Genomic DNA, 19,495 nt, shown 5'->3' with positions numbered 1-19,495 from the left:
AGCCTCGGGCGGGAGGGCACCTGCCCGCGTCCCCCGAAAGGAGACACCTACCGGGGTTCGTAGAGCAGTCCCGCCTCGTGGGCGAGCACGGCCAGGTGCGTGCGGTCGTTCACGCCGAGCTTGGCGAACATGCGCCGCAGATACGTGCGGACCGTCTCCACGCTCAGGAACAGCTCGTCGGCGATCTGCTGGTTGGAGTGCCCGCGTGCGACGAGCCGCACGACCTGCACCTCGCGCGCGGACAGCACCTGCCCGGCGAACGCGTGCCGCCGCGCGGGCCGCTCGGGCGCGAAACGGCGGATCAGCCGCGCGGTGACCTCCGGCGCCAGCATGGCGTGGCCGGCGTGGACCGTGCGGACGGCCTGGAGCACCTCCTGCGGGGACGCGTTCTTCAGCAGGAACCCCGACGCGCCGAGGGTCAGTGCCTCGTAGACGTACTCGTCCAGGTCGAAGGTCGTCAGCATGATCACCCGGGTGGCCGTGTCCGGGAGGATGCGGCGCGCCGCCTCCAGGCCGCTCATGCCCGGCATCTGAACGTCGAGCAGCGCCACCGCGGGCTTGAGCGCGCCGACGAGCCGCGCGGCCGTCTCCCCGTCGCCCGCCTCCCCGGCGACCCGGAATCCCTCGGTCCGGTCGAACAACTTCCGGTACGCGGCCCGGAAGCGGTCGTCGTCATCGGCCAGGAAGACGCTGACGGCCCCGCTCAAGGCGCGCTCCGGACCGGCAGCCTGGCGCGCACCTCGAACCCGCCCTCCGGATGGTTTCCCCAGGTCACCGTGCCGCCCACCAGCCGGGCCCGCTCACGCATCCCCCGCAGCCCCGAGCCGTCCCCGCCGCGCGCCGGCCCGTTTTCGCCGCGCGCCGGCCGGGCCCCGGGGCCGTGGTCGCGCACCCGCACGACGATCTCCCCGCCGTCCTGCCGAAGGTCCACCGAGCAGGCCGCGCCCGCCGCGTACCGCACCACGTTGCCCAGCGACTCCTGGACGATCCGGTACGCCACCGTCCCGGCCACGTCGTCGACCGGGCCGTTCACCTCGATCCGCGCCTCGACGCCCACGCCCGCCGCGCGGGTCGCCGCCACGAGTCCGTCCAGCCGCGCGATCCCCGCGACACCTTCCGGCGCGCCGGGCTCGGACCGCAGCCCGCGTACGAGTGCCTGCATCTCCTCCAGTGCCCTCCTCGCGTGCGACTCGACGCCGGCCAGCGTGTCGCGTAACTCCTGCTCGCTCGCGTCGGCCAGGCTCCGCGTCACCCCCGCCTCCGCGCTGATCACGCCGAGCGCATGGCCGACGACGTCGTGCACGTCACGCGCCACCGCCAGTTGCACCCGGGCCCGCTCCGCCTCCTGAGCAGCCGCGATCTGCCTGCCGACCGCCGTGCCGAGCAGCCAGGACACGCTCAACGCGGCCACGGCCAGCGTCAGCCGCTGCCCGGCGCCGCTCGCGTCCTCGCCCGGGACCGCTGCCACCGCCGCCAGCGCCGTGAGGAGGCCGGCGAGGACGAGGACGATCGTACGGGTGCGGTCGGCGCGCGCGACCGCGAGCGGATACAGGCACCACGCCGCCGCCAGCATCGGGTCCTGGCACACCCCCAGGACGCTCCCGGCGATGGTCGCGCCCGCGGCGAGCAGCGGCGACACGGTCGGCAGTCGCCGCCGCAGGGCCATCACCGCGCCTGTGACGCAGGCCAGCACCAGCCCGGCCACCAGCCGTGACCGGTCCGCGGAGGCGAACGTCGGCGGCAACCAGAACATCCCGACCACGATCGCCGCGGCCGGCCCATCCAGGAACCGCCTCATCCCCCGTACCTTACGCGGCGCTCGCGTCATTGACTCGAACGGGAGTAAGAGATACATTCCGGTAGATTTCACGGTTGTCCAAGGGAAATCCGGTGAGATGCCGGTGCGGACGCGCCACTGTATCCGGGACGTAGATCCCGGGAGCCAGGTCGCTTGGACTTGCGTGACCTCGTTGGTTGGGACGCGTCATCCCTGAGGAGGCATGTATGAGTGGTCTGTCCACTCCTTCGGCAATCCCCTTCCCCCGTCTGCGGCTGTGGCTGCTCGCCGTTCCGGTGCTGCTGCTGGTCGCCTACCTGGTGCTGATGGACAACGGGGCCATCTCGCAAACCGGTGCCTACCTGCACGAACTCATGCACGACGGACGCCACCTGCTCGGCGTTCCCTGCCACTAGGCACGCGCATGGTACGCACCCTGCTGGTCAGGGGCCTGCTTCTGGGCCTGCTGGCCGGATTGATCGCGGGCGGCTTCGCCTTCGCCTTCGGGGAACCGGGGGTGGACAGCGCCATCGCGCTGGAGGAGGCCCATGCCGCCCAGGAAGCGCCCGGCCATGACCACGGCGAGGAGGCACTCGTCGGCAGGCCGGGACAGAAGGCCGGGCTCTTCCTGGCCACGGGCCTGTACGGGCTGGCCGTGGGAGGGATCTTCGCCCTCGTGTACGCGGGCCTGCGCGGACGGGTCGGCCCCCGGTCGGACGGCGGGCTGGCCCTCGCCGCCGCCGGGACGGCGTTCGTGGCGGTGATCCTTGTGCCGTTCGTGAAATATCCGGCCAACCCACCGGCCGTGGGCGACCCGGAGACGATCAACAGCCGCACCCTGCTCTACGTGGTCACGATCCTCGTCGGGCTGGCCGCGACGGCGATCGCGGTGGCCACCGCGCGCCGGGTCACCGCCGGTCCGTGGGCGCGGTGGGGCGCGGCGGTGGCGGCGTTCCTGGTGCCGGTGATCGCGGCGTGGACCCTGCTGCCGACCGTGAACGAGGTGCCCGACGGTTTCCCCGCCACGCTGTTGTGGCAGTTCAGGCTCGCGTCGCTGGGGACGCAGCTCGTCTTCTGGGCGGCCTTCGGCGTGCTGTTCGGGTGGGCCTGCGACCGGGCGTCCCGCCGCCCGGTGACCGCCGCGTCGCCGGGCTGAGCGGGGTGCTGTTCGTACGGCACGCGAGCACGCCGGGGATGCGGGCCGCCTGCTTCCCCGCGTCCGACGCGCACGCCGACACGGCGAGCCTGGCCAGGGCCACCGCCTTGGCCCAGACGGTGGCCAGGGCGGCGGCCGGGTCGGCGGTGGGGCCGGGGACCGGGGCGGCGCCGGGGGCGGCGGTCGTGGGTACGGCCGGGGTGGTGGCGTGGGCGGCTCCGAGTGTTGCCGCCGGCCAGACCGTCGCCGCGCTCGGGCTGGCGGCGCGGGCGGTCCCGGCGCTGGCGGAGGTGGATTGCGGTCGGTGGCGGGGCCTGCCGTACGAGCGGGTCGCGCGGGAGGAGCCGGACGCGCTGGCGAGCTGGCTGACCGACCCGCACGCGGCCCCGCACGGCGGTGACAGCCTGGCCGCGCACGCCGAGCGGGTCGCCGCCTGGCTCGAGTCCGTACGCGCGGAGCCCGGCGTCGTCGCCGTCTGCGACGCGGGCGCCATCCGGGCCGCGCTCGGCCACGCGCTCGGGCTGGACCCGCTGAGCGCCGCCCGTTTCGATCTCGCGCCGCTGTCCGTCACCGAGCTGACCGTCACGCGCGCCGGCTGGCGGGTCGCCCATGTCAACCGGAAGGTTCTGATTTGATCGTCACATATCCGTTCAGCGCGGTCGTCGGGCTCGACGACCTGAAGCTGGCGCTGGTGCTCAACGCGGTCTCGCCGAGGGCGGGCGGCGTGCTCGTACGCGGGGAGAAGGGCACCGCCAAGTCGACCATCGTGCGCGCGCTGGCCGCCCAGCTGCCCGCCGTGAACGTGGTGCCCGGATGCCGGTTCGCCTGCGACCCGGCCGCGCCCGACGCCGGATGCCCGGACGGGCCGCACGAACCCGGGGGCCAGGGGCTGGAGCGCCCGGCCGCGCTGGTGGAGCTGCCGGTCGGCGCCTCGGAGGACCGGCTGGTCGGCTCCCTGGACGTGGAACGGGCGCTCACAGAGGGGGTGAAGGCGTTCGAGCCCGGCCTGCTGGCCGCCGCCCACCGCGGCGTCCTCTACGTGGACGAGGTGAACCTCCTCCACGACCACCTCGTCGACCTGCTGCTCGACGCGGCGTCCCTGGGCACGTGCTACGTGGAACGCGAGTCGGTGTCGGTACGGCATGCCGCGAGGTTCCTGCTGGTCGGGACCATGAACCCGGAAGAGGGTGAGCTCCGGCCGCAGTTGCTGGACAGGTTCGGGCTGACCGTCGAGGTCAAGGCGTCCAGGAACCCGGAGGAGCGCGCCGAGGTGGTGCGCAGGCGGCTCGCCTTCGACGCGGACCCCGGCGCGTTCGCGGCCCGGTGGGCGGCCGAGGAAGCGGCGCTGGCGAGCCGGATCGCGCAGGCCCGCGCCGGGGTGCCGGGTGTGCGGCTGCCCGACGCGCGGCTGCGGCAGATCGCGACCGTGTGCGCGGCGTTCGAGGTGGACGGCCTGCGGGCCGACCTGGTGACGGCGAGCACCGCCATCGCCCACGCCGCCTGGCAGGGCAGGGACGTGGTGACCACCGAGGACGTGCGCGCGGCGGCCCGGCTGTCGCTGCCGCACCGGCGGCGGCGCGATCCGTTCGACGCGCCAGGGCTGGACGAGGCCCTGCTGGACGAGCTGCTGGCGAGGACGTCGGGGGATGAGGAGGATCCGGACGATCCCGACGGCGGAGGTCCTGATATTTCCGGACCTGGTGGGCCGGAGGGCACGCCGACGACGGCCGGAGACGGCACCCCGCCACCCGGCGGCTCGGAAGGCGGTCCTGACGGCGGTCCTGAAGGCGGCGGACCCGAGGGCGGCGGTCCCCAAGGCGGGCCCGGGCTGGATGGCGGGCACCGGCAGGACCGTGCGCTTGACGGGAGGTACCCGACGGCGGCCGACGATGCCGCCCAGGCGGCCGGGAGCAGGGAAATGCCGCCGGGCGTCGAGGGCACAGCGCCCGATGGCGCGGTGCCGGAGCACGGCGGAGGGCCGGGGAAGGAAGCGGCCGGGCGGGTGGCCGGGGTGGCGGCGCCGTACCGGGTGCCGTTGCTGGAGGTGCCCGGGGTCGGCGAGGGCGCGGCGGGGCGGCGGTCGCGCTCGCGCACCCCGCACGGCCGGGCCACCGGCTCGCGCCGCCCCGCCGGACGCGTGCGCGACCTGCACGTGACGGCGACGGTGCTGGCCGCCGCCCCCCACCAGCTGCGGCGCGGGCGCCGCGGCCCTGGGCTGGTGCTACGCGAGGACGACCTGCGCGAGGTGGTGCGCGAGGGCAGAGAGGGCAACCTCGTGCTGTTCGTGGTGGACGCGAGCGGCTCGATGGCGGCGCGCAAGCGGATGACCGCGGTCAAGACGGCCGTCCTCAGCCTGCTGCTCGACGCCTACCAGCGGCGCGACAAGGTCGGCCTGGTCACCTTCCGCGGCCGGGGCGCGGCGGTCGCGCTGCCGCCGACCTCGTCGGTGGAGGCGGGCGCGGCGCGGTTGCGTTCGCTGCCCACCGGCGGGCGCACCCCGCTGGCGGCCGGGCTGGTGCGGGCCGCCGAGGTGCTGCGCGTGGAACGGCTGCGCGACCCCGCGCGGCGGCCCCTGCTGGTGCTGGTGACGGACGGGCGCGCCACGGCGGGCGGCGACGTGGACCGGGCGGCGGCGCTGCTGGAGGGCACGGCGGCGGTGGTCGTGGACTGCGAGAGCGGCCCGGTACGGCTGGGCCTGGCGGTCCGGCTGGCGGCCCGGTTGCGGGCCCGTCTCGTCTCCCTCGACTCCCTGGCCGATCTCGGCTCGGTCGTGCGCGATCACAGGAAGGCGGTCTGAGCATGCCGCAGGGAAAGCCCGCCGTCGTGCCCGACGACGGCCTCACCACCCGGCAGCGCCGCAACCGGCCGCTGCTGATCGTGCACACCGGTCCCGGCAAGGGCAAGTCGACCGCGGCGTTCGGGATGGCGTTGCGGGCCTGGAACCAGGGCTGGCCGGTCGGGGTGTTCCAGTTCGTGAAGTCGGCCAAGTGGCGCATCGGCGAGGAGCGGGCGCTGAAGGTGCTCGGGGAGACGGGCGAGGGCGGCTCGGTGACCTGGCACAAGATGGGCGAGGGCTGGTCGTGGATCCAGCGGCCGGGCGCCGAGGAGGATCACGCGGCCGACGCCCGTGAAGGGTGGGAGCAGATCAAGCGGGATCTGGCGGCCGAGACGTACCGGTTCTACGTGCTGGACGAGTTCACGTACCCGCTGAAGTGGGGCTGGCTGGAGCTGGACGACGTGGTGGCCGCGCTCGCCGGGCGGCCTGGCAACCAGCACGTGGTGATCACCGGCAGGGACGCGCCCGAGCGGCTGATCGAGGTGGCGGACCTGGTGACGGAGATGGGCAAGGTTCGCCACCCCATGGACGCCGGGCAGAAGGGGCAGAAGGGCATCGAGTGGTAGTTCCCCGGCTCGTCATCGCCGCGCCGTCGTCGGGCAGCGGCAAGACGACGGTGGCCACGGGGCTGATGGCGGCGCTGCGGGCGCGCGGGCTGCGCGTCTCGCCGCACAAGGTGGGCCCCGACTACATCGATCCGGGCTATCACGCGCTGGCCACCGGGCGTCCCGGCCGCAACCTGGATCCGTGGCTGGTGGGTGAGGAGCGCGTACGGCCGCTGTTCCGGCACGGGGCGGCGGGGTGCGACGTGGCGGTGGTCGAGGGCGTGATGGGGCTGTTCGACGGCAAGGGGGACACCGACTTCGCCTCGACCGCCCACGTGGCCCGGCTGCTGGACGCTCCCGTCGTGCTGGTGGTGGACGCGGCGCGGCAGAGCAGGTCGGTGGCGGCGGTGGTGCACGGGTTCGCCACGTTCGACCCCCGGGTGCGGGTGGGCGGGGTGGTGCTGAACCGGGTGGGCTCCGACCGGCACGAGGAGCTGTGCCGCTCCGCGCTGGCCGCGGCGGGGATGCCGGTGCTGGGGGCGATCCGCCGCGACGACGCCGTCTCCACGCCGTCGCGGCATCTGGGGCTGGTTCCCGCCGCCGAACGGGAGGCCGAGGCGCTGGCCGCGGTGGACCGGCTGGCCGCGCTGGTGACCCGCTCGTGCGACCTCGACGCGCTGCTCCGGCTGGCGGCATCGGCCCCGCCGCTGGACGCCGTCCCCTGGGAGCCCGCGCGGGGGGAGCGGACGGACCGGCCGGTGGTGGCGGTGGCGGGTGGGGCTGCGTTCACGTTCGGCTACGCCGAGCACGTCGAGCTGCTGCGGGCGGCCGGGGCGGACGTCGCGGTGTTCGACCCGCTGCGGGACGAGCGGCTGCCGGACGGGACCGCGGCGCTCGTCATCGGCGGCGGCTTCCCCGAGGTGTACGCCGCCGAGCTGGCCGCCAACGAGCCGCTGCGCGCGCAGGTGGCGGCCTTCCGCGGCCCGATCGCCGCCGAGTGCGCCGGGCTGCTCTACCTGTGCGAGGAGCTGGACGGGCAGCGGATGTGCGGGCGGGTGCCGGGCCGGGCACGGATGACGCCGAGGCTGACGCTCGGCTACCGGGACGCGGTCGCGCTCAGGCGTTCGCCGCTGACGGAGCCGGGCGAGCGCTTCCGAGGGCACGAGTTCCACCGCACCGCCGTCGAGTACGCCGGCGAGCCGCTGTTCCGCTTTGAGAGCGGCGCCGACGGATTCGGCGACGCTCAGGTGACCGCGTCCTACCTGCACCTGCACTGGGCCGGGCAGCCGATGACGGCTCAGCGGCTGGTGTCGTCCTCCAGGTCGCCCTCGGTCTTGAGGTAGACCTCCTGCAGGCCGCGCAGGACCTCCGGGTCGGGGTGCTGCCACATGCCCCGCTCGGCGGCCTCCAGCAGGCGTTCGGCGATGCCGTGCAGGGCCCAGGGGTTGGACTGCGCCATGAACGCCTGGTTCTCCGGGTCGAGCACGTACGTCTCGGCGAGCTTGTCGTACATCCAGTCGGCGACCACCCCGGTCGTGGCGTCGTAGCCGAACAGGTAGTCGACCGTGGCGGCCAGCTCGAAGGCCCCCTTGTAGCCGTGGCGGCGCATCGCGGCCAGCCAGCGCGGGTTGACGACCCTGGCCCGGAAGATACGCGAGGTCTCCTCCGACAGGGTGCGGGTGCGGACGGCGTCGGGGCGGGTGCTGTCGCCGACGTACGCGGCCGGGGCCCTGCCGGTCAGCGCGCGGACGGTGGCGACCATCCCGCCGTGGTACTGGAAGTAGTCGTCGGAGTCGGCGATGTCGTGCTCGCGGGTGTCGACGTTCTTGGCGGCCACCGCGATCCTGCGGTAGGCGTCCTCCATCTGCGGGCGGGCCGCCACGCCGTCGAGGTCGCGGCCGTAGGCGAAGCCGCCCCACACCGCGTACACCTCGGCCAGGTCGGCGTCGTCGCGCCAGTTGCGGCTGTCGATCAGGGGCAGCAGCCCGGCCCCGTACGCGCCCGGCGCCGACCCGAAGACACGCATGGTCGCCTGGCGCTCGTCGCCCCCGGTCGCGGCGACGTGGGCGCGCACGTAGTTGTCCTCGTACGGCTCGTCCAGCCCGGCGGCCAGCCGTACGGCGTCGTCGAGCATGGCCACCACGTGCGGGAACGCGTCACGGAAGAAACCGCTGATCCGCACCGTCACGTCGATCCTGGGACGGCCCAGCTCGGCGAGCGGGATCGGCTCCAGGGACGTGACCCGGCGTGAGGCCTCGTCCCATTCGGGGCGGATGCCGAGCAGGGCCAGCACCTCGGCCACGTCGTCGCCCGCCGTGCGCATGGCGCTGGTGCCCCAGATCGACAGCCCCACCGAACGCGGCCACTCGCCGGTGTCCGACCGGTAGCGCTCCAGCAGCGACTCGGCCATGGCCTGGCCGGTCTCCCAGGCGAGCCGGCTCGGGACTGCTCGGGGATCGACGGAGTAGAAGTTGCGGCCGGTCGGCAGCACGTTGACCAGGCCGCGCAGCGGGGAGCCGCTCGGCCCGGCGGGAACGTAGCCGCCGTCCAGGGCGTGCAGGATGTGGTCGAGCTCGTCGGTGGTGCGGGCCAGGCGCGGCACCACCTCGGTGGCGGCGAACTCGAGGACCCGCGTCACCAGGTCGCGCCGCTCGCCGGGCAGCTCGCGCGTGACCTCCGCCGCCGCCTCCGTCCCCCAGCCGCGTTCCTCCATGGCCTCCACCAGCGCCCGGGCGGCCGCCTCGGCCCGGTCCACGCTGCCGAGCCCCGCCGTGCCGTCCTCGGCCAGGCCGAGCGCCTCGCGCAGGCCGGGCAGCGTCTCGCGGCCCGACCACATCTGCCGGGCGCGCAGCATCGCCAGGACCAGGTCCACGCGCACCTGCCCGGCCGGAGCCTGCCCGAGCACGTGCAGGCCGTCGCGGATCTGCGCGTCCTTGACCTCGCACAGCCAGCCGTCCACGTGCAGGATGAAGTCGTCGAACTCGCTGTCGTGCGGCCGGTTCGCCAGCCCCAGGTCGTGGTCGAGCCGGGCGGCCTGGATGAGCGTCCAGATCTGCGCCCGGATGGCGGGCAGCTTGGCCGGGTCCATGGCCGCGATCGTGGCGTGCTCGTCCAGGAGCTGCTCCAGCCGGGCGATGTCGCCGTACGTCTCCGCCCGTGCCATCGGCGGCACCAGGTGGTCCACCAGCACGGCGTGCGCCCGCCGCTTGGCCTGCGTGCCCTCGCCTGGGTCGTTCACCAGGAACGGGTAGACCAGCGGCAGGTCGCCGATGGCCGCGTCGGTGCCGCACGCGGCGGACATGCCGGCCGACTTGCCGGGCAGCCACTCCAGGTTGCCGTGCTTGCCCACGTGCACCATGGCGTGGGCGCCGGAGCCCGCGAACTCGGCCGACAGCCAGCGGTAGGCGGCCAGGTAGTGGTGGCTGGGCGGCAGGTCGGGGTCGTGGTAGATGGCGATCGGGTTCTCACCGAAGCCGCGCGGCGGCTGCACCATCACCACCAGGTTCCCCGCCCGCAGCGCCGCGAGGACGATGTCACCCTCGTGCACGAACAGCTCGCCCGGCGGCGGCCCCCAGTGCCGCTCCATCTCCGTCCGCAGGCCCTCGGGCAGGGTGCGGTACCAGCGCTCGTAGGACGCGGCGGAGATGCGTACCGGATTGCCCGCCAGGTGCTCCTCGGTCAGCCAGTCCTGGTCCTGGCCGCCGGCGGCGATCAGCGCGTGGATGAGCGCGTCGCCGTCCTGCTCGGCCACGCCCGGGAAGCCCTCGCCCAGGTCGTAGCCGGCCTCGGCGAGCCTGGCCAGCAGCCTGACCGTGCTGGCCGGGGTGTCCAGGCCGACCGCGTTGCCCACCCGGGAGTGCTTGGTCGGGTACGCCGACAACATCACGACCAGGCGGCGCTCGGCGGGCGGGGTGTGCCGGAGCAGCCCGTGCCGTACCGCGATGCCCGCCACCCGGGCGGCCCGCTCGGGGTCGGCGACGTAGACGGTCAGCCCCTCGGGGTCGATCTCCTTGAACGAGAACGGCACCGTGATGATCCGCCCGTCGAACTCCGGGATGGCCACCTGAGAGGCGGCGTCCAGCGGCGACAGCCCGTCGTCGTTCTCCTCCCACGCCTGCCTGCCGGTGGTCAGGCAGAGCCCCTGCAGGATCGGCACGTCGAGCGCGGCCAGCGCGCCCACGTCCCACGCCTCGTCGTCGCCGCCCGCGCCCGCCGTCGCGGGGCGCGAGCCGCCCGCCGCCAGCACGGTCACCACCAGCGCGTCGGCGGCGCGCAGCGTGTCGAGCAACTCGGGTTCGGCGGTGCGCAGCGAGGAGCAGAACACCGGCAGCGCCTGCCCGCCCGCCTCCTCGACGGCCGCGCAGAGCGTCTCCACGAACGCGGTGTTGCCCGCCAGGTGATGCGCCCGGTAGTAGAGCACCCCGATCACGGGTCCCCGCCCGGGCCGCGCGTCGCGCTCCAGCAGCCCCCAGGAGGGCGTGGCCTCCGGCGGCGCGAACCCGTGCCCGGTCAGCAGCACCGTGTCCGACAGGAACGCGTGCAGCTCGGCCAGGTTCGGCGGCCCGCCGTGGGCCAGGTACGCGTGGGCCTCGGCGCAGACGCCGCCGCTGACCGTGGACAGCTCCATCAGCTCGGCGTCCGGCGCCTGCTCGCCGCCCAGCACCACCACCGGCAGAGGGCCGGCCAGCAGTGCGTCCAGGCCCTCCTCCCAGGCGCGCCGCCCGCCGAGCAGGCGCACCACGACCACGTCGGCGCCTTCCAGCAGGGCGGGCAGGTCCTCGGCCGCCAGCCGGGCCGGGTTGCCCAGCCGGTAGGCGGCACCGCTCGCGCGAGCGCTGAGCAGGTCGGTGTCGGAGGTCGAGAGCAGCAGGACGGTACGGCTGTCGCCAGGCACGGCGCAATCCTCCCTCGGGGTCCTCGCCCCGGTCGCGGGTGTCGCGGCGGCCGGAGTCTCCTGGCTCCCGGATCAGCGCTCACCCCGGCCTTCCCACCCGTCGCCGGGCAGTGGCCTGCGGTGGGGTTCGCTCCCCGGTCACAGTGGCGGGACCGCGCCGGATTCGCACCGGCTTCCTCCCTAGCCATCGCCTACAGGGAGCCTACGACAAGAGCGGCCCCCGCCAGAAGTGGCGTTACCATCCTGATCGTGTCCATAGCCGACTTTTCCGGACGTATGCGCCCCGACGCCTGTCCGGGGGCGCTACAGGTGCACGAGGCCGCCGACGGCCCGCTGGCCCGCGTCCGCCTGCCCGGCGGCGCGATCTCACCCGCCCGGCTGCGCGAGCTGGCCGCCTGCGCGGCCGACCTCGGCTCGGACGTGATCGAGCTGACCTCCCGGGCGAACGTCCAGGTGCGCGGCCTGCGCTCACCCGCCGCCTTCGCCGAGCGGATCGCCGCCGCCGGACTGCTGCCGTCGCAGGCGCACGAGCGCGTACGCAACATCGTGGCCTCGCCGCTCGGCGGTCGCACGGGCCCCGGCCTGCTGGACCCGCAGCCCCTGGTGGCGGCGCTGGACCGGGCGCTGTGCTCGCGGCCCCGGCTGGCCGGGCTGCCAGGGCGGTTCCTGTTCGCGGTGGACGAGGGCAGCGGTGACATGCTCGCGCTGGGGGCCGACGTCACATTCTTCGACGGGCGGCTGCTGCTGGCGGGCGTGGACGCCGGGCTCGCCGTGGGGGCGGACGCGGCCGCCGAACTCATGATCGCCGCTGCCGAGGCGTTCCTCGACGAACGGCCGGAAGGGGATCGGTGCGCGTGGCGGATCGCGGAGCTGGACAACGGCCCCGCCCGCATCGCCACCCACCTCCGCACCACCACCGCCCCCCGCGATCGCACCGGCACCGCCCCCCACGACTGCACCGGCACTGCCGACCGCGCTGCCGATGCCCGCTCCGAGCACCAGCCGCACGCCGGGCCGGCCCCGGACGCCGAGATGTGGGCACCGCCCGCTCCGGTCGTCCGGGATACGGTCTCGGCGCCGCGTGCCGGGCGAATCGAGCAGCGGGACGGGCGGGTGGCGCTGGAGGTCGTGGTGCCGCTCGGACGGCTGTCCGCCGTCCAGGCGCGCGCCATCGCCGCAGCGGCCGAGGCGAACGGCCCGGCCGGCACCACCGGCGCGCCTGGTCCGGGAGACGCCACCGGCGTGCCCGATCCGGGAGGCGCCGCCGGCGCGTCCGACCCGGGAGACGCCACCGGCGTGCCGGTCCGGCTGACGCCGTGGCGGACCGTCGTACTCCTCGATCTGCCGCCCGCCGCCGCCGGCCGGGCGGCGCGAATGCTGGAGGCGGCCGGGCTGGTGACGGACCCGGCGTCGCCGTGGGCCGGGGTGAGCGCCTGCACCGGCCGTCCGGGCTGCGCCAAGTCCCTGGCCGACGTCCAGGAGGACGCGCGGCGCTGGGTGGCGACCCTGGACGGCCCTCCGGCGACGCCCGTGCATTGGGCCGGTTGCGAGCGGCGCTGCGGGCTGCCGCGCGGCCGGGTCGTCCAGATGGTCGCCACCGGCGACGGATACCAGGAAAGGCATCAGTGAGCGACTACATCCGCGACGGGGCCGAGATCTACCGGCGCTCGTTCGCGACCATCCGTGCCGAGACCGACCTCACCGGGATGCCGCCCGAGGTCGCGCAGGTGGCGGTGCGGATGATCCACGCCTGCGGCATGACCGACCTCGTGACCGACCTGGACTGGTCGCCTGCCGTGGTCGTCCGGGCGCGCGCGGCGCTGCGAAGGGGCGCGCCCGTGCTGTGCGACGCGCAGATGGTCGCCTCCGGCGTGACCAGGCGCCGGCTGCCCGCGGACAACGCGGTGGTGTGCACGCTGGGCGACCCCGGCGTCCCGGAGCTGGCCGAACGGCTCGGCACCACGCGCAGCGCCGCCGCGCTGGAGCTGTGGCGCGACCGCCTCGACGGCGCGGTGGTGGCCATCGGCAACGCGCCGACCGCGCTGTTCCGGCTGCTCGAACTGGTCGCCGAGGGCGCGGGCAGGCCCGCCGCCGTGCTCGGCATCCCGGTGGGGTTCATCGGCGCGGCCGAGTCCAAGCGGGCGCTGGCGGACAGCGACCTGGAATATCTGGTGGTGCACGGCCGCCGCGGCGGCAGTGCGATGACGGCGGCGGCGGTCAACGCCATCGCGAACGAGACGGAGTGATGGCGATGACGGGACGGCTGTACGGGGTCGGGCTCGGTCCCGGGGATCCCGAGCTGGTCACGGTCAAGACGGCCCGGCTGATCGGCGAGGCCGACGTGATCGCCTACCACGCCGCCAGGCACGGCCGCAGCATCGCCCGCTCGATCGCGCTGCCGTACATGAAGGAAGGCCAGATCGAGGAGCTGCTGCTCTACCCGCTGACCACGGAGACCACCGACCACCCCGGCGGCTACCAGGGCGCGCTCGACGACTTCTACGCCGACTGCGCCGAGCGGCTGGCCGCCCACCTGGACGCGGGCCGGGCCGTGGTCGTGCTGTCCGAGGGCGACCCGCTGTTCTACGGCTCGTACATGCACATGCACAAGCGGCTCGCCCACCGCTATCCGACCGAGGTGGTGCCCGGCGTCACCTCCGTCAGCGCCGCCTCGGCCGTGCTGGGCCGGCCGCTGGTGGAGCGGGACGAGGTGCTGACCGTGCTGCCCGGCACGCTGCCCGCCGAGGTGCTGGCGGACAGGCTCCGCGGCACCGACTCGGCGGCGGTGCTCAAGCTGGGCCGGACGTTCGAGAAGGTCCGCGACGCGCTGGCCGAGGCCGGGCGGCTGGACGACGCCTGGTACGTCGAGCGCGCCACCATGGGAGCCGAACGGGTCGCGCCGCTCAAGGACGTGGACGCCGACGGCGTTCCGTACTTCTCGCTGGCCCTGCTCGCCAGCCCCGCCGAGCGGACCTTCGTCCCCGAACCGCCGCCGACCGAGACCCGGGGTGAGGTGGCCGTGGTGGGTCTCGGGCCCGCCGGGCGGCCGTGGCTCACGCCCGAGGCCCAGGAGGCGCTGGCGGCGGCGACGGACCTCGTCGGGTACGGCCCGTACGTGGACCGCGTCGCCCCGAACCCGCGCCAGCGCCGCCACCGCACCGACAACCGGGTGGAGGCCGAGCGCGCCCGGCACGCGCTGGAGCTGGCCCGCGACGGCGCGCGGGTGGCCGTGGTGTCCTCCGGCGACCCGGGCGTGTTCGCGATGGCCAGCGCCGTGCTGGAGGCCGCGGCCGGCTTCCCGGACGTGCCGGTGCGGATCGTCCCCGGGCTGACCGCAGCCCAGGCCGTGGCCAGCCGGGTCGGCGCGCCGCTGGGCCACGACTACTGCGTGCTGTCGCTGTCGGACCTGCTCAAGCCGTGGGAGGTGGTGGCCGGCCGGCTGAGCGCCGCCGCGAAGGCGGATCTGGTGCTGGCGATCTACAACCCGGCCTCGCGCAGCCGTACGTGGCAGGTCGCCGCCGCCCGTGACCTGCTGCTGGAGCACCGCGACGCCGCCACCCCGGTGGTGATCGGGCGTAGTGTCGGCGGCGAGCGGGAGAGCGTCACCGTCACCACGCTCGGCGAGCTCGACCCCGCGCAGGTGGACATGCGCTGCCTGCTGATCGTCGGCTCCTCGACGACCCGGGTCACCGAGCGCGGCGTCGTCTACACGCCGCGCCGCTATCCCTGAGCCCAGGCGGCCGCCTCCGCGGCGGTCTCCACCAGCCGGACGCCTGCGGGCAGTGGTGGCCGGTCCACCATGATCACCGGCAGTCCGAGCTCGCGGGCCGCGACCAGCTTGGCGGTGGTCATCGGCCCGCCGCTGTCCTTGGTGACCAGCACGTCCGGCCGGTGCTCGCGGATGAGGGCGCGTTCACCATCGACCGTGTACGGCCCGCGGTCCAGCAGGACGTGCACGTGGTCCGGGACCGGCGGTTCGGGCGGATCGACGGACCTGGCCAGCAGCCACACCCCGGCCAGACCGGTGAAGACCGGCAGGCTCCGTCGGCCGGTGGTCAGGAACACCCGCAGCGGGCCGCCGCCCGGCCGTACGGCGGCCTCGGACCGTCGGGCGGCCGCCTCGGACAGTCGTGTGGCCGTCTCAGACAGTCGTGCGGCGGCCGCGTGCAGGGAGGGCACGCGCTGCCAGGTGTCGCCCGGTCCCTCCCGCCAGCCCGGGCGGCGCAGGACCAGCAGCGGCACGCCCGTCCGCGCCGCCGCCTCGGCCGCCGAGGCCGTCATCCGCGCGGCGAACGGGTGCGTGGCGTCCACCAGGGCGTCGATCCGCTCGGCCGCCAGCCAGGCGGCCAGCCCGTCCGGCCCGCCGAACCCGCCCTCGCGCACCTCCCCGACCGGCAAGCGCGGGTTGCTCACCCGCCCGGCCAGCGACGACACCACGTGAACGCCCCGGCTGGACAACTCGGCGGGCAGCTCGGCGGGCAGCCCGCCGGAGAGCTCGGCGGCCAGCGCCCGCGCCTCGGCCGTGCCGCCCAGGATCAGGACCCGTCGCACGGCCGTTCCCGCTCCGCGCTGTAGAGGTGGCTGTCGGGGAACTGCGTGGCCGACAGCACCCGGCCGACGACGATCACCGCCGTACGCCGGATCCCGGCCGCCTGGACCTGCCCGGCGATGTCCGCCAGCGTGCCGCGCAGGATCACCTCGTCGGGCCTGCTGGCCCGGGCCACCACGGCCACCGGGCAGTCCGGCCCGTACGAGGGCAGCAGCTCCTCCACCACCGCCTCGATCCGCTGCACGGCCAGGTGCAGCACGATCGTGGCGCCGCTCGCGCCCAGGGTCTTCAGGTCCTCCCCTTCGGGCATCGGCGTGGCCCGCGCCGAGGTGCGGGTCAGGATGATGGTCTGCCCGACGCCGGGCACGGTCAGCTCCCTGCCCAGCGCGGCCGCCGCCGCCGCGAACGCCGGCACGCCGGGGACCACCTCGTACGGCACGCCGAGCTCGTCCAGCCTGCGCATCTGCTCGGCCACCGCGCTGAACACCGACGGGTCGCCGGAGTGCAGCCGCGCCACGTCCAGGCCCGCGCGGTGGGCGGCCAGCAGCTCCACCACGATCTCGTCGAGGGTGAGGTTCGCGGTGTCGACGAGCCTGGTTCCGACGAGGCAGGCGTCCAGGAGCTCGCGGGGCACGAGCGAACCCGCGTACAGGCAGACCGGCGACGACTGCAGCCGCCGCAGGCCGCGCAGCGTGATCAGATCGGCGGCGCCGGGGCCCGCTCCGATGAAGTACACGGTCACGGCACGTCCTTCCTGGTGACCGACCACACGGTCACCGGCATCGCGGCCCGCCAGCCCGTGAAGGAGCCGACGGGTGAGGCCCGCTGTACGGCCAGGCGGACCAGATCGCCGCCGAGCCGGGCGTACCACTGGGCCATGACGGACTCGGACTCCAGGGTGACGGCGTTCGCCACCAGCCTGCCGCCGGGCCGCAGCGCCGCCCAGCAGGTCTCCAGCAGCCCGGGCACGGTCAGGCCGCCGCCGACGAACACCGCGTCCGGCGCCGGCAGCCCCTTCAGCGCGCCCGGCGCCCGGCCTTCGACGATCCGCAGCGCCGGCACGCCGAGCCGGTCGGCGTTGCGCGCGATGGCGGCGGCGCGGTCGGCCCTGCTCTCGATCGCCACGGCCGCGCACGCCGGATGGCTGCGCATCCACTCGACGGCGATGCTGCCCGCGCCCGCGCCCACGTCCCACAGCGTCTCCCCGGGCAGCGGGGCGAGCCGCGACAGGGTGACGGCGCGGACCTCCCGCTTGGTGAGCTGCCCGTCGTGCTCGAACGCGGCATCGGGCAGGCCGGGCACGCGGGGGAGGGGTTCGGCGCCGGGTGCGGGGACGCACTCGAGGGCGATCACGTTCAGCGCGGAGGGGGCGGCTTCCCGTGATTCCCAGGTCTCCGCCGTCCCCGTCAGTACGCTCTCCGAGCCCGCGCCCAGGTCCGAGAGGACGGTCATGGGGCTGGGGCCGTACCCGAGCCCGGTCGCGAGCCCGGCCACCAGGGACGGGGAGTCGCGGCCGGCGCCGAGCACGAGGAGCCGCCGCCCGGGCAGGATCGCGGCGTTCAGCGCGGCAGGGGGACGGCCCACGAGGCTGACCACGTCCACCTGCTCCACCGGCCAGCCGAGCCGGGCGCACGCCAGCGACAGCGACGAGACGTGCGGCACCACGCGGATGTTCGCCGAGCCCAGCAAGCGCACCAGCGTGGCGCCGATGCCGTAGAACATGGGGTCGCCGCTGGCCAGCACGCACACCTCGCGCCCGGCGTACGTCTCCATGAGGGAGGGCAGCGCGGGCAGCAGCGGGGAGGGCCAGGCCACGCGCTCGGCGGTCGGGACGGGCACGAGGTCGAGCTGCCTGCGCCCGCCCATGAGCACCTCGGCGGCCTCCAGCACGCGCCGCGCGTCCGGGGACAACCCGTCCCAGCCGTCCGCGCCGACGCCGACGACCGTGATCACACGTTGCCCAGGACGCGCGTCACCTGGATCTCCACGACCACCCGCGCCGGGTTGGGGCGCGGCGGCTTGTAGCGGGCGGCGTAGCGGTGCTCGGCGTCGGCCACCTGTTCAGGCTCGGTACGCAGCACCGCCCGGCCCTCCAGCGTCGACCAGCGGCGGCCGTCCACCTGGCAGAGCGCCACCGGCGCGCCGTCGGTCCCGATGAGCCCGGCCTTGACCGAGGTGCCCGAGGTGATGACCCGGGCGATGCCGGTGGCCAGGTCCAGCGTCGCGCCCACCGGCACCACGTGCGGCGGGCCGTCGGGGCGCGTGGTGGAGAGCGTGCACAAGTGCCGCTCCTGCCAGAACGCGGCGAAGGCGTCGCCCTGTTCGACGAGATTCACGGCCCTCCTTGGGTGATTTGCGAGGCATATCGTATATCTGCCGTTCTGGCAGAATCGTGCGGGTGAAGCGGCTACTCGTCATCGGTATCGGCGCCGGCGATCCCGACCATCTCACCCTGCAGGCGGTCAAGGCCATCGGCGCCACGGACGTGTTCCTCATCGTGGACAAGGGTGAGGTCAAGCATGAACTGGTCCAGCTCCGGCTGGATCTCATCGCCGAGCACGGCCGCGCGCCGTACCGGATCGCCGAGGCCCGCGACCCCGAGCGCGACCGGACCACCCCGGCGTACACCGCCGCCGTGGAGGACTGGCGCTCGCGCCGCGCGCTCGCCTGCGAGGCGCTCATCCGCGACGAGCTGCGCGACGGCCAGACCGGGGCGTTCCTGGTGTGGGGCGACCCCGGCGTGTACGACAGCACGCTTGCCATCGTCGAGGAGATCCTCCTGCGAGGCAACGTGACATTCGAGTACGAGGTCGTCCCGGGGATCAGCAGCGTGGCTGCGCTCACCGCCCGCCACCGCACCGGCCTCACCCAGGTCGGGCGGCCCGTGCACCTCACCACCGGGCGGCGCCTGGCCGAGCACGGCCCCACCGCCGACGACGTGGTGGTCATGCTCGACGCCCACTGCTCGTTCGCCGGGCTCGACGACTTCCACATCCACTGGGGCGCCTACCTGGGCACGCCCGACGAGATCCTGGTCTCCGGGCCGGTGGCCGAGGTAGGCGACCGCATCCGCGAACTGCGCGCCGAGGCGCGGGCCCGCAAGGGCTGGATCATGGACACGTACCTGCTGCGTCGCCTGGAGCACTGACGGTCCCTCCCCGGTCGCTTAATCGCCCGTTGTTTGCAAGAGCATATTCACTGCAAACTGATCATCTGGAGGCGTAACGGGGAGGGGGCGCACATCGGGGCGAGGCGGGTTCGCGACCGTGGCCGGGTGGGCAGGAGCGAGGAAGCGGACCTGGGGGAGACGCTGACCCGGCTCGGCCTGCGTAAGACCGTGCCGAGGCTGACGATCCTGACCGCTTTGCGCGACGCGGCGACCCACCTCAGCGTGCCGCGCCTGCACCGGCTGGTGACCTCCACGTACGAGATGATCAGCGTGTCCACCGTCTACCGGAACGTGACGGTGATGACCGCCCGCGGCGTCCTGCACAGCGTCGACCACGCCGGTGAGACGCTCTTCGGCCTCTCGACGACGCCTCACCACCACCTGATCTGCCGCCGCTGCGACGTACTCGTCGAGCTCCCCGCGGACCACCTCGCCACGGCGGAGGCGACGGTCATGGAGAGCACCGGCTTCGCGATGGACCCCGTCGGCCAGGTGCTGCGCGGCCACTGCCGCCGATGTCGACGTGCGCTACTTGCATGATTATTGTTATTGCAAGATATTTGCAAGTA

Annotated in this window: 18 protein-coding genes and 2 riboswitches; of the genes, 11 read left to right on the top strand and 7 right to left on the bottom strand. The window is 74.7% G+C overall.

The window, feature by feature from the left end; translation table 11 throughout:
- Positions 1 to 47: 47 nt before the first annotated feature.
- A complete protein-coding gene (locus ABZX61_RS34735; protein WP_355200317.1) occupies positions 48 to 707 on the bottom strand; it encodes a response regulator transcription factor in 660 nt (219 codons plus the stop codon).
- Positions 704 to 1,798: a sensor histidine kinase gene (locus ABZX61_RS34730; protein WP_355200316.1), complete on the bottom strand. Its 1,095-nt coding sequence runs from the start codon at positions 1,796 to 1,798 to the stop codon at positions 704 to 706. The genes ABZX61_RS34735 and ABZX61_RS34730 overlap by 4 nt, the downstream gene beginning before the upstream one ends.
- Positions 1,799 to 1,840: 42 nt before the next feature.
- Positions 1,841 to 1,970, top strand: a riboswitch (cobalamin riboswitch).
- A 34-nt stretch (positions 1,971 to 2,004) separates the two neighbouring features.
- Here ABZX61_RS34730 and ABZX61_RS34725 point away from each other — a divergent pair.
- The 6 genes from ABZX61_RS34725 to ABZX61_RS34700 are packed head-to-tail and all read left to right on the top strand — an operon-like array spanning position 2,005 to position 7,657.
- Complete coding sequence (locus ABZX61_RS34725; RefSeq protein WP_192784851.1) at positions 2,005 to 2,193, top strand: CbtB-domain containing protein; 189 nt, start codon at positions 2,005 to 2,007, stop codon at positions 2,191 to 2,193.
- A gap of 8 nt (positions 2,194 to 2,201) precedes the next feature.
- Positions 2,202 to 2,933 carry a CbtA family protein gene (locus ABZX61_RS34720; protein WP_350727422.1) on the top strand — a complete coding sequence of 244 codons (732 nt, stop codon included), beginning with the start codon at positions 2,202 to 2,204 and terminating at the stop codon, positions 2,931 to 2,933.
- On the top strand, positions 2,879 to 3,568 hold the full coding sequence (locus tag ABZX61_RS34715) for a histidine phosphatase family protein (protein WP_355200315.1): 690 nt from the start codon (positions 2,879 to 2,881) through the stop codon (positions 3,566 to 3,568). Before ABZX61_RS34720 ends, ABZX61_RS34715 begins: the two co-directional genes overlap by 55 nt.
- Complete coding sequence (locus ABZX61_RS34710) at positions 3,565 to 5,730, top strand: VWA domain-containing protein (RefSeq protein WP_355200314.1); 2,166 nt, start codon at positions 3,565 to 3,567, stop codon at positions 5,728 to 5,730. Before ABZX61_RS34715 ends, ABZX61_RS34710 begins: the two co-directional genes overlap by 4 nt.
- Positions 5,731 to 5,732: 2 nt before the next feature.
- A complete protein-coding gene (gene cobO / locus ABZX61_RS34705; protein WP_350727425.1) occupies positions 5,733 to 6,335 on the top strand; it encodes a cob(I)yrinic acid a,c-diamide adenosyltransferase in 603 nt (200 codons plus the stop codon).
- On the top strand, positions 6,329 to 7,657 hold the full coding sequence (locus ABZX61_RS34700; RefSeq protein ID WP_355200313.1) for a cobyrinate a,c-diamide synthase: 1,329 nt from the start codon (positions 6,329 to 6,331) through the stop codon (positions 7,655 to 7,657). Before cobO ends, ABZX61_RS34700 begins: the two co-directional genes overlap by 7 nt.
- On the opposite strand, the gene cobN is transcribed toward ABZX61_RS34700, so the two are convergent.
- Positions 7,612 to 11,208: a cobaltochelatase subunit CobN gene (gene cobN / locus ABZX61_RS34695; RefSeq protein WP_355200312.1), complete on the bottom strand. Its 3,597-nt coding sequence runs from the start codon at positions 11,206 to 11,208 to the stop codon at positions 7,612 to 7,614. The two genes, ABZX61_RS34700 and cobN, sit on opposite strands and share 46 nt — an antisense overlap.
- Positions 11,209 to 11,261: 53 nt before the next feature.
- Positions 11,262 to 11,387: riboswitch (cobalamin riboswitch) on the bottom strand.
- 70 nt (positions 11,388 to 11,457) lie between these two features.
- Here cobN and ABZX61_RS34690 point away from each other — a divergent pair.
- Genes ABZX61_RS34690 through cobJ form a run of 3 tightly spaced genes read left to right on the top strand, consistent with a single transcriptional unit; the run spans position 11,458 to position 14,938 of the window.
- Positions 11,458 to 12,837: a precorrin-3B synthase gene (locus tag ABZX61_RS34690; RefSeq protein WP_355200311.1), complete on the top strand. Its 1,380-nt coding sequence runs from the start codon at positions 11,458 to 11,460 to the stop codon at positions 12,835 to 12,837.
- Positions 12,834 to 13,454 carry a precorrin-8X methylmutase gene (locus ABZX61_RS34685; protein ID WP_350727429.1) on the top strand — a complete coding sequence of 207 codons (621 nt, stop codon included), beginning with the start codon at positions 12,834 to 12,836 and terminating at the stop codon, positions 13,452 to 13,454. The genes ABZX61_RS34690 and ABZX61_RS34685 overlap by 4 nt, the downstream gene beginning before the upstream one ends.
- 5 nt (positions 13,455 to 13,459) lie before the next feature.
- A complete protein-coding gene (cobJ, locus tag ABZX61_RS34680) occupies positions 13,460 to 14,938 on the top strand; it encodes a precorrin-3B C(17)-methyltransferase (protein ID WP_355200310.1) in 1,479 nt (492 codons plus the stop codon).
- Here cobJ and ABZX61_RS34675 read toward each other — a convergent pair.
- Genes ABZX61_RS34675 through ABZX61_RS34660 form a run of 4 tightly spaced genes read right to left on the bottom strand, consistent with a single transcriptional unit; the run spans position 14,929 to position 18,093 of the window.
- Positions 14,929 to 15,759: a cobalt-precorrin-6A reductase gene (locus tag ABZX61_RS34675; RefSeq protein WP_355200309.1), complete on the bottom strand. Its 831-nt coding sequence runs from the start codon at positions 15,757 to 15,759 to the stop codon at positions 14,929 to 14,931. The genes cobJ and ABZX61_RS34675 overlap by 10 nt on opposite strands.
- Complete coding sequence (gene cobM / locus ABZX61_RS34670; protein WP_350727432.1) at positions 15,744 to 16,499, bottom strand: precorrin-4 C(11)-methyltransferase; 756 nt, start codon at positions 16,497 to 16,499, stop codon at positions 15,744 to 15,746. The genes ABZX61_RS34675 and cobM overlap by 16 nt, the downstream gene beginning before the upstream one ends.
- A complete protein-coding gene (gene cbiE, locus ABZX61_RS34665) occupies positions 16,496 to 17,710 on the bottom strand; it encodes a precorrin-6y C5,15-methyltransferase (decarboxylating) subunit CbiE (RefSeq protein ID WP_355200308.1) in 1,215 nt (404 codons plus the stop codon). Before cbiE ends, cobM begins: the two co-directional genes overlap by 4 nt.
- The gene (locus ABZX61_RS34660; protein WP_350727434.1) at positions 17,707 to 18,093 is read right to left on the bottom strand and encodes a pyridoxamine 5'-phosphate oxidase family protein; all 387 of its coding nucleotides are present in this window, start codon (positions 18,091 to 18,093) and stop codon (positions 17,707 to 17,709) included. Before ABZX61_RS34660 ends, cbiE begins: the two co-directional genes overlap by 4 nt.
- A gap of 62 nt (positions 18,094 to 18,155) precedes the next feature.
- On the opposite strand from ABZX61_RS34660, the gene cobF reads away from it, so the two are divergent.
- Both cobF and ABZX61_RS34650 read left to right on the top strand, forming a co-directional pair.
- The gene (gene cobF, locus ABZX61_RS34655; protein WP_355200307.1) at positions 18,156 to 18,905 is read left to right on the top strand and encodes a precorrin-6A synthase (deacetylating); all 750 of its coding nucleotides are present in this window, start codon (positions 18,156 to 18,158) and stop codon (positions 18,903 to 18,905) included.
- A 126-nt stretch (positions 18,906 to 19,031) separates the two neighbouring features.
- The gene (locus tag ABZX61_RS34650; RefSeq protein ID WP_350727436.1) at positions 19,032 to 19,466 is read left to right on the top strand and encodes a transcriptional repressor; all 435 of its coding nucleotides are present in this window, start codon (positions 19,032 to 19,034) and stop codon (positions 19,464 to 19,466) included.
- Positions 19,467 to 19,495: the final 29 nt, after the last annotated feature.

The organism is Nonomuraea sp. NPDC003709 (assembly GCF_040610775.1).
GTDB classification, from domain to species: domain Bacteria; phylum Actinomycetota; class Actinomycetes; order Streptosporangiales; family Streptosporangiaceae; genus Nonomuraea; species Nonomuraea angiospora_A.
Note: the sequence above shows the minus strand (reverse complement) of the source record. Positions and strands in the feature narration are given on the sequence as shown.

Coding starts and splice junctions, on each gene's coding strand:
- ABZX61_RS34730 (WP_355200316.1), bottom strand. CDS start 1,798: ATGAGGCGGTTCCTGGATGGGCCGGCCGCGGCGATCGTGGTCGGGATG.
- ABZX61_RS34725 (WP_192784851.1), top strand. CDS start 2,005: ATGAGTGGTCTGTCCACTCCTTCGGCAATCCCCTTCCCCCGTCTGCGG.
- ABZX61_RS34720 (WP_350727422.1), top strand. CDS start 2,202: ATGGTACGCACCCTGCTGGTCAGGGGCCTGCTTCTGGGCCTGCTGGCC.
- cobO (WP_350727425.1), top strand. CDS start 5,733: ATGCCGCAGGGAAAGCCCGCCGTCGTGCCCGACGACGGCCTCACCACC.
- cobJ (WP_355200310.1), top strand. CDS start 13,460: ATGACGGGACGGCTGTACGGGGTCGGGCTCGGTCCCGGGGATCCCGAG.